General features: G+C 67.5%; 8 protein-coding genes and 1 pseudogene. 3 read left to right on the top strand and 6 right to left on the bottom strand.

Annotated elements, in window-relative coordinates:
• The 4 genes and pseudogenes from ABTZ94_RS34365 to ABTZ94_RS34350 form a co-directional block, all read right to left on the bottom strand.
• Positions 1 to 376 (bottom strand): transposase (locus ABTZ94_RS34365; RefSeq protein WP_351206860.1); only part of this gene is annotated, 376 nt, incomplete at its 3' end.
• Between the two features lie 34 nt (positions 377 to 410).
• Complete coding sequence (locus ABTZ94_RS34360; protein WP_351206856.1) at positions 411 to 914, bottom strand: recombinase family protein; 504 nt, start codon at positions 912 to 914, stop codon at positions 411 to 413.
• 84 nt (positions 915 to 998) lie between these two features.
• Complete coding sequence (locus ABTZ94_RS34355; RefSeq protein WP_351206854.1) at positions 999 to 1,469, bottom strand: GNAT family N-acetyltransferase; 471 nt, start codon at positions 1,467 to 1,469, stop codon at positions 999 to 1,001.
• A gap of 181 nt (positions 1,470 to 1,650) precedes the next feature.
• Positions 1,651 to 2,160, bottom strand: a pseudogene (locus tag ABTZ94_RS34350) (FAD binding domain-containing protein); the annotation flags it as partial.
• 333 nt (positions 2,161 to 2,493) lie between these two features.
• Between ABTZ94_RS34350 and ABTZ94_RS34345 the strand changes: the two are divergent.
• Entirely contained in the window at positions 2,494 to 3,087 is a 594-nt protein-coding gene (locus ABTZ94_RS34345; RefSeq protein ID WP_351206852.1) for a hypothetical protein, read from the top strand.
• A gap of 1,365 nt (positions 3,088 to 4,452) precedes the next feature.
• On the opposite strand, the gene ABTZ94_RS34340 is transcribed toward ABTZ94_RS34345, so the two are convergent.
• Positions 4,453 to 5,115, bottom strand: a complete 663-nt coding sequence (locus ABTZ94_RS34340) for a restriction endonuclease (protein WP_502967360.1) — start codon at positions 5,113 to 5,115, stop codon at positions 4,453 to 4,455.
• A 71-nt stretch (positions 5,116 to 5,186) separates the two neighbouring features.
• Positions 5,187 to 5,321, bottom strand: coding sequence for a hypothetical protein (locus ABTZ94_RS34335; RefSeq protein WP_351206850.1), 135 nt, complete (start codon positions 5,319 to 5,321; stop codon positions 5,187 to 5,189).
• 723 nt (positions 5,322 to 6,044) lie between these two features.
• Between ABTZ94_RS34335 and ABTZ94_RS34330 the strand changes: the two genes are divergently transcribed.
• Both ABTZ94_RS34330 and ABTZ94_RS34325 read left to right on the top strand, forming a co-directional pair.
• The gene (locus tag ABTZ94_RS34330) at positions 6,045 to 7,559 is read left to right on the top strand and encodes a carboxylesterase/lipase family protein (RefSeq protein WP_351206848.1); all 1,515 of its coding nucleotides are present in this window, start codon (positions 6,045 to 6,047) and stop codon (positions 7,557 to 7,559) included.
• Positions 7,560 to 7,726: 167 nt separating this feature from the next.
• On the top strand, positions 7,727 to 8,101 hold the full coding sequence (locus ABTZ94_RS34325; protein ID WP_351206846.1) for a hypothetical protein: 375 nt from the start codon (positions 7,727 to 7,729) through the stop codon (positions 8,099 to 8,101).
• The last annotated feature ends 174 nt before the right edge of the window (positions 8,102 to 8,275 follow it).

Below are 8,275 nucleotides of genomic sequence, written 5' to 3'. Positions count from 1 at the left end.
GGTCGGCCGTGCCGCCGAGGAACTGCTCCAGCGCGGGCACGAAGTCGCCGGAGGACAGGCCGTGCAGGTAGAGCAGCGGCAGCACCTCGCTGATCTTCGGGGACTTGCGGCACCACGAGGGCAGGATCTTGGAGGAGAACCGCTTGCGCTCGTCGGTCGCCTCGTCCACGCGCGGGTCGTTCACCCGCGGCGCGGTGACCTCGACGGGACCTGCCGCGGTGACGACGGTGCGGGGTCGGTGGTGGCCGTTGCGGACGACCAGGCGGCGGCCCCGCTCGTCCGTCTCGGCGGCCAACTCGCTATGTACTGGTTGACTTCCGCTTCCAGTTGCGGCGGCAAGCATACGACGGGCGCCCTCGCGGACGATCTCGTCGATCTGAGAGCCGGACCCCCGGAACCGTCTGCAGTCACTACGCTAAGCACGGCGTGCCTACCCGACCCGCGCTGCAACGCGGGCCTACTCGATGACCATCAAGGATCATTCGGGAAGGTACGCCCTCCGCATCCCTCCCGGAACCGATCCACAGGTCTTGAGCATTGCTCCAGATCGGACCGGGGCTACGCTCTCCACACCTCTCGGATTGCTCTTTTGGGGACAGGCCCTGGGCGGTGCGCATGACTTCTTTGGTGGCCATGGTGGGGCGCCCGCCGACCCGGCCGCGAGCGTGGGCCGCGGCCAGGCCCGCGGCCGTGCTGATGACGATCAGCTTGCGGATCAACTCGGCCAGGGCGGCGAAGACGTGGAAGAGCCGGCTGCCGGGGGTGGTGCTGTCCAGGTTCTCGTGCAGCGAGGTGAAGCAGACACCGCGCTTGCTGGGCTCGGCAACCATGTTGATGAGGCGTTGTAGGGACCGCCCGTAGTGGTCCAGGCTGGGGGTGACGAGGGCGTCGCCCGGTCGAGGAAGGAGTGGCACGCCTTCAGTTCCGGCCGCAGCCCGTGAGACTCCGGCGAGCGATCTTCAGAGAACAAAGGCTTCTTGAAGGCGGCGGGTCGCCTGTCACGGACGCCAGCACAGCGAGGGGTCGGGGTGGTCGACGAAGCCAAGTGCGCGGTAGAGCGGTTCGCCGTCGGCAGAGGCGTACAGGTCCACTCGGGCGACCTCCCGTTCCCGGAACCAGTCGACCAGGCCCTGCATGATCGTGCGGCTGTGACCGCGCCGTCGATACGCCGGATCGGTGACTACGCCGATCACGTGTCCGATCCGGCCGTTGCGCAGGTGCGGGCCGGGCAGCCGTTGTTCGATGGTACCGATGCCACACGCGGCAAGGCCGTTGTCACCGTCCATGACGAGGATCCGCACGGCGTCCGTTGTCAACTGTTCCTTCAGCACCGTAGCAAGGGCGTGCCGCCAGTCGTCGTCTACTGATGAGGGGTTGAAGAAGTCGCCGCCGAGAGTTTCAAACAGCAACGCGCGCAGGCGTACAAGCTCCGCGATGTCGTCCTCGCCTGCCTGCCGTATACGTATCATGTAATGACCCTATCGTTGCTCAGGCACTTACGAGAATCGGTTTCAAGGCGGTGCCATCGGACAGCAGGTGGGACTGGAGGTTCGGTGGCAGGCTCACCGTTGGACAGGCCGCAGGCGGCCTCGGAGTGCGCTCCGAACTTGTCCGCCAAAGCTGACCAGTAACACCGTGGCCGCCCCCAGCCTTGTATCCGTTCTCGGGAAGCGCCTCGGCGTTCGCCAGTTCGGCATACGCCGCGGCGGCGAACCCCTCTGCGCTCGCCGGGCCGCCGATCAGTACCCGCTCGGCCGCACGGGCCCGCCACAGCCGGGACGCGAGGCGCACTTCGCGTACGACATCGTCCTGGCCGTCGAGCGCGGCGGCAATCGAGCCGATCGCGAACGCGTACGAGGCGCGCTCGCGCACCTTTCGGTACCGCGAGTGGGTGGCGACCGGGGCCGACGGCAGCGTGACTCCGGTGATCAGTGCGCCGGGCGGAAGGGCGGTCTCGACGTGCGAGGTGTCGCCCACCGGTAGATACAACTCGTCGATCGGCAACTCAACCGGCCCCTCCGCGGTTTCGTACGAGATGACGGCGTCGAAGGCAGCGAGCGCGACCGCCATGTCCGAAGAATGGGTGGCGACGCAGTGCTCGGAGGCGCAGAGGATCGCGTGGTTGTGGTGCTCGCCCGCGAGGGCAGGGCGACCGCTGCCGAGCGCGACTCTGCGCCCGGACGCGCAACGGAATCGCGAGCGCATCCCGGAAGTCGCGCTGGCCGGGCTGTGACGGAATCCCTCCTGGCTCCCGGTCACCAAAGCTGTTGGTGGGGGAGGGCGGACCACAGCGGGCCGAGGCGTGGCCGTGAGTTTCATGGGAGTGCAGTAATCTACTGAGCCCCGACTGGAAGGCCGTTCCGAAGCACTCCCTCCCCGCGAGCGGACGGTTCCGCTCTGGCAGTATGTGCGGCTGAACTATGGCCCGGTTGTGGGGGCTATGTGCCGCCCAGCCAGGCAACGGAAACGCTTTAACGGGGAGAACGAGAAGATATGCGCACATGGACTCGTGTCGTGCCGGCGGCGGTGGGCGCTCTGGCGCTGGCTGTGACGCTGACCGGCTGCAATGACTCGGATTCGGGGAAGGGCGGGCACAGTTCTGGCTCCTCCTCGTCGGACGGCAAGACGACCTACCGTCTGGGCGAGGCCAGCCCGCCGCAGGAGAGCACCATGCAGAAGTCCAAGGACAGCAAGTTCACGGTCACGCCCACGAAGGTGCAGACCGGAACGAAGGCCGACATGGACAAATCCGGTTTGGAGAAGGACAAGGACGAGGCCCCCAAGGTTCCCGTGTACGTGTGGGCCACCCTCACCCACAAGAGCGGCAAGCCCATGGAAGTCGGCGACATGGATGACGACTTGGTCGTCAAGACGGACAAGGGCGAGCGCACCAAGGCACTCATCGTCATCCTGGGCGAGGCCAAGTGGCCGAACTGCCCGGCGCCCGACACCGGGAAGAAGGTGAGCGCGGGGCAGTCGGAGAAGATCTGCACCGCCTTCCTCATCCCCGAGGGCCAGAAGGCTGCCGCGGTCGAACTGAGCCAGGGCTTCTACAAGGACCCGCTGGCGTGGCCGGTCAAGAACTGAACCTTGGCCGGGGCCTCGCCGCTTGACGGAGTGCGCGCACGCGAGACGGAGGGGGTGCGCGCACTCAGCCGGCCAGCCCGCCGACGTGCGGGCCGGCCAACGCGCATTCCCCCTGATCACCCGTGAGGACGACCCACGGGGCGCGACGGCTGCCGGTCCGGAGCAGGGCTTGGGAGGGTGCTGGGCTCGCCCACCGACAACGACGCACTGTCTGCACGCAGTTGTACCGGCACCGGCGTACCGGGGGAGCTTGGTTCCATGACGCGCGAAGATGATCTGGCTCCACCGAGCAGAGCGGGGTGGTAGCCGACGTCATCTGGCAGGCCCCTGTGGGGCAGGACCGGAACTCGTCCGAGATGACGGGTGATCCGCAGCTGTGGCCGGTGATCGAACGGCCATCCCTGGCATTTGCTGCTTCAGGCGTGTTCGTCGCCGCAGTGACGGCGGAGCGGCTGGGCGACCTGGACGAACCGCGTTTCGGCCGGGATGTGCTGCGTTCCATTCTTCGGCGCAGATCTTGTGCGCTGCCCAAAAAGACCGACCATGAGCCGAACCCGACCTTATGCCAACGATGCACGAACTCGTCAGGGCCTACCCTGCTGTTCGCCTCATGGCGAGGGCCAGGCGGACCTGCAGCGCGTGGTCGCCGTGGCGCCACTGCGGGCCGAGCGTCCGGCTTCGGTGGTGGGTGTTTTGGTCACGGTCTGGATGGTTGGGGTGATGTGTTCGGTGGTGAGGCCGGCGGGTGGGCCGGTGGGCGACGACTTCCTGTCCTGCTGATTTGTTTGAGGCCAGTGTTCGGGCTGTTCTTGTGTGCACATACCGTACCCGGCAGAACACGGCGAGCGTCGGTAGTCCAGTGACTGCCACACCCGATGGGTGTTTCGTTCGAGCGCGGGAGCCGTAGGCGCTGGGCCGTACCGCGTGATCCGCTTGCGCCTGGGGCCGTCGTTGCCGGCCTGGTGCCCGCGGGTTCGTTCATCTGCAAGTTCCGGCCGGAGGAACGCTTTGCCGCCAACTCCAGGCAACGGCGGCGCAGCGCTGTCTGGCTCGGGGCAGACAGGTGGGCTGAGTGGGGCGTCCACCGCGGGTTGCAGCGAGGACGATCACGGCTGTGGGGGAGGTCTGGGCGGTCGTTGACCATCAACGTGGCGGGCAACGCTTGCTGTCATTGTCATTCTGCTTACGTCGTCGTACGGAGGCCCGGAGCCGGTTCGATGAGAAGCTGACCGTGGTCTCGTTCTGGCATTGGGGGTGGTCCTCGCTCCGACCGCTTTCGGATGGGGAGTGCTGAATGTTCTGGGCCGGCTTGCGCATAGCATCTCGCAAGCTGTCCCGTGACTACCCTGGTCGGGCCGGGCAGGATCAGGACAGGGGAGAAGGTTTGCGGGGTGGCGGCAGCCGGTGGAGGATTTCCCACAGTGGCCGGGATCCGGCCGCCCACTCACCCAGAACATGCCGGTCGACCAGGTGGAGGCGCTGCGACTTCGCGTACGGCGGGCAGTGGGAGCTGAAACGGCCGTTGGTCACCAGGACGATGACGTCGCCGCCATGCAGCTGGCGGCCGGTGCCGTTGAGGACGTGGAGGTCCGGCGTGCCGACGGCGGACCCTGCCCAGCCTGCCCTGCGGTGCTTGCACTGGATCACCCACCGACGGCCCGTCGGGTCGGTGGCCTTCACATCCGCGCCGTTGTCGCCGCGGCCGCCGACCTGGACCGCGTCCGCACAGCCGTCCCGCAGCATCAGATCCCGCACCGCGTACTCGAAATCCCGATGCCCCAGCGCATCAAGCTGCGAGAGCTGATACCGCAGCCCCCGCGCCCTGACCCTCTCCCACTGCGCGCGCTGCGCCCGCCGGCGCACCCAGCCCGCCACGGCGCCGGCCACAAGGACGGTCAGGAGTACCAGTACCCACCAGTGAGCCACCAGCCACTGGAGCACGGCCGCCGCCACCGACGCGCCCACGAGCACGACGACCAGGACGCCGATGCCGTCCATCTGCGCGGCCTGCCCCCGACGCCTCGTCACCCGGCCACGGCGGCGCGCTGCGGGTTTTCGCCGTACCGCAGGTCCTCGCCGCTTGGCCGACCGCCCCCGGGTCACCGCTGCACCCCTGCGGCGTCCAGCGACATTCGCTCAATGGCGTCCTGTCCGGCCTGCGTGAGCCGGGCGTGCTTGCCGTTCACCGGCTGCGGCGGGGTGGATCCGCAGCGGGGTGTCCCTCGATTCGCCATGGTTCGCACCGTACTGAGCGTTGGTCAGCCCAGTCGGAGCTTCGCGAGAACCGGCCAGGCAGGCGTTGTCGATCGGCCACCACTTGGGCACTACGGCCTGGAGAACGCAGACAGTGCTGGTCCGCGGGACGACGGTTGCGGCGGATTGGCCGGAAGCTGCGGCTGAAGCGAACGACGCCACTGCTGAAGCGTTCCGTGCGGCTCCCAGTGCCCCGGACCGCCGTAGTGCTGCTGTACCCACCTTCTGGTGATCCTTCCCCGAACGTCCCTCTCGCTGTGTGATCACAGCCCGATGATCGAGCGGTGATCACACAGCGCTTTTCCCGTTCCTCTCTGCGACGCATCTCACGCTGCTGTTCTGGCCGCCGGGCTTGTCCTGGCCGCCGGCTGCGCCGGTGAGCCTCCGGCCGGACACGTGGACCGGATCAACAAGGCCGACTTCGGGGTGCGCGGAGGGCAGCGCGTCGACCGACGCCGTGGTGTCGAGCGCGACGTCGACGCCTGGCTCGTGCCGAAGCGGACCTCGATAAACTGCGGGGAGCGGATCCAGCCGAGGCGCACCATGTGGTCGAACTCCCGTTTACCGAGTCTCGGAGCACCCGGATCGGGTGCTGACTGGACTAATGCGTCACGTAAGTGTCCGCGACGTGAGGGCTTCCGTGTCGGGTTGCCTGTGGTAATTCGCTCGCGAAGCTGCAAGAGGCTGTGGGAGGCTTGTGGCGTATGGGTGACAAGTCATGGGCAGGGTCGGTTTTCCGGACGACGAGCGGCCGTGTGTGCGGCAGGCGATCGGTCGACGGCGTCATAGCTGTCCTCGGTATCCCGTACGCCGCCGCGCCCTTCGGCCCCAACCGTTTCCGTCAGCCGCAGCCTGTTGTCGGCTGGAGCGCGTCGCGTGACTGCACGGGTTTCGGGCCCATCGCGCCGCAGTCGGCGGAACTACCCGGTTCGCCGGTGTGGCGCCCCGGGGACGAGGACATTCTCACCGCCAACGTGTGGGTGCAGAAGCAGCTGGGCGGCGGCCCGCTGCCGGTGCTGTTCTGGATCCACGGCGGGGCCTACACCTTCGGCTCCTCCGCCCAGCCCGACTTCGACGGTACCGCGCTCGCCCGTGCCGGAGTGGTCGTGGTCAGCTGCAACTACCGGGTCGGCTTCGAGGGCTTCGGACACGTGCCGGGTTTCCCCGACAACCGCGGGCTGCTCGACCAGGTAGCCGCTCTGCGCTGGGTTCGGGAGAACATCGCCGCGTTCGGTGGCGATCCCGACAACGTCACGGTCGCCGGGCACTCCGCCGGAGCGGGATCGGTCGCCTGCCTGATGGCCATGGAGCAGGCGCGCGGGTTGTTCCGGAGGGCCATCACCCACAGCGTGCCCAATGCCTTCTTCACCGTCGAGGTCGCCGCGGCGATTGCATCGAGGATCGCGGCCGAGGCCGGGGTGGCCCCGACGGGCGATGGACTGCTCTCTGCCTCGCCGCAGGAGCTGGTGACTGCCTCCGACAAGGTCGCCGGACAGTGCGCGGACGATCCCGTAACGGCGATCCAGGCGTACGACCCGGTGGTCTTCCAGCCCGTCGTTGACGGTGATGTGCTGCCCGTGGATCCGCTCTGCGCGCTCGCTGCCGGCGCATCCCGCGACGTGGACCTCCTGGTGTGTCACGCCCTGGAGGAGTGCTGGTTCCTGTACGAGATCGGAGGCGTGCGGGAGGTCACCTCGGAGCCGGAACTCGTGGACTTCGCCAAGGCCCTTCGTCTCCCCGCCCGTTTGGTCCCTGGTTACCGTGCACTGACGCCCGATGCTCCGGTGCTTGACCGATACCTCGCGCTCTTCGGCGACGCGACATTCGGCGAGTACAGCAGTGTGCTTGCCGAGTACCACGCGAGAGCCGGCGGCCGAGCGTATCTCTCCCGCTTCGCCCGCAGACGCGCAACTCCTGGCGGCGAGGCCAGGCCCTGGCACACCGCCGACATCCCGTTCGCGTTCGGCAACCTGGACGCGGACGGCGCCGCCTTCCTCATCGGTGGCATCCCCGACGAACAGGACCGAGCCCTGTCCCAGCGCATGCTTCGCGCATGGGCCGACTTCGCAGCCTGCGGTGACCCGGGCTGGCCTTCGGTCACCGCTGATGCCACCACAGTGAAGGTCTGGGCTGTTCCGGATGACTACTTGGCCGACGACGGCACTTCCGACGTGCGCGCGCTGTGGCGGGGAGTCCCGTTCGACCTCCTGCGACGGTGAATACCTGACGTTGTCAGGCGTCTTGGAGTTCCGCCGCTCGTGTCACATGGCGTGACCACAGCTGCAACGGCAAACCGGACTTGTCTTTTGCTCAGCTAACGGGGGGCGGAATGCGTGGTCGGCGTCATGCCTGGTCCTGTTCGAGGAGTTGGATTTCGAGGTCGGCGATGAGTTTGTCCGCAGAAGCGGAGGTTGGAGCGGGCGCCTTCGAGGCGTTCTTGCAGGGCTCGGTGTTCCTGGGGCAGCTGCTGGACGCGGCGCTTGAGGGTGGTGTTCTCGGTGGTGAGCTGTTGGACGGATTCGCCGGGTACCAGCTGCTCGACGTCCCTGAGCTGGCCAAGCTGGCCCATCAGCTCTCCGATCCGCCGCTGTTGAGCGAGGATCTCGGCCTGGAAACACGTCAGTTGTTCCTCTGCGTTGAGAGCCCGCTCCCGCCGCGATGCCTCGATGCGCTCGTGCTCGTCCTGGGTATTTGGTCGTGGCGGCTCTTGCTGTCGGTGACGGTGGCCTGGACGAGGCGGCGGCCATCGGTGTTCTCATAGAGGGACGTGGTCGAGACACCTGCGCGCTCTCGGCGGAGCTGACCGATGGCCTTCTCGACGCGGACGAGCTTGTCCTAGGTGTACTCGGTCATGACGTTCGTGACAGTCGGCTGATCGGTGGCTGGCCGCCGAGCGCGGTGTGTCGGCGTCCAGTGTTGTAGAAGTCGAGCCAGG

Origin of the sequence: Streptomyces sp. NPDC002785 (assembly GCF_040295565.1) — a bacterium.
Lineage (GTDB): Bacteria > Actinomycetota > Actinomycetes > Streptomycetales > Streptomycetaceae > Streptomyces.
Note: the sequence above shows the minus strand (reverse complement) of the source record. Positions and strands in the feature narration are given on the sequence as shown.

What these genes read in the sequence shown, in the direction of transcription:
- ABTZ94_RS34330 (WP_351206848.1), top strand. Translation starts at nt 6,045, where the DNA reads ATGGGTGACAAGTCATGGGCAGGGTCGGTTTTCCGGACGACGAGCGGC.
- ABTZ94_RS34325 (WP_351206846.1), top strand. Translation starts at nt 7,727, where the DNA reads ATGAGTTTGTCCGCAGAAGCGGAGGTTGGAGCGGGCGCCTTCGAGGCG.
- ABTZ94_RS34335 (WP_351206850.1), bottom strand. Translation starts at nt 5,321, where the DNA reads ATGGCGAATCGAGGGACACCCCGCTGCGGATCCACCCCGCCGCAGCCG.
- ABTZ94_RS34355 (WP_351206854.1), bottom strand. Translation starts at nt 1,469, where the DNA reads ATGATACGTATACGGCAGGCAGGCGAGGACGACATCGCGGAGCTTGTA.
- ABTZ94_RS34345 (WP_351206852.1), top strand. Translation starts at nt 2,494, where the DNA reads ATGCGCACATGGACTCGTGTCGTGCCGGCGGCGGTGGGCGCTCTGGCG.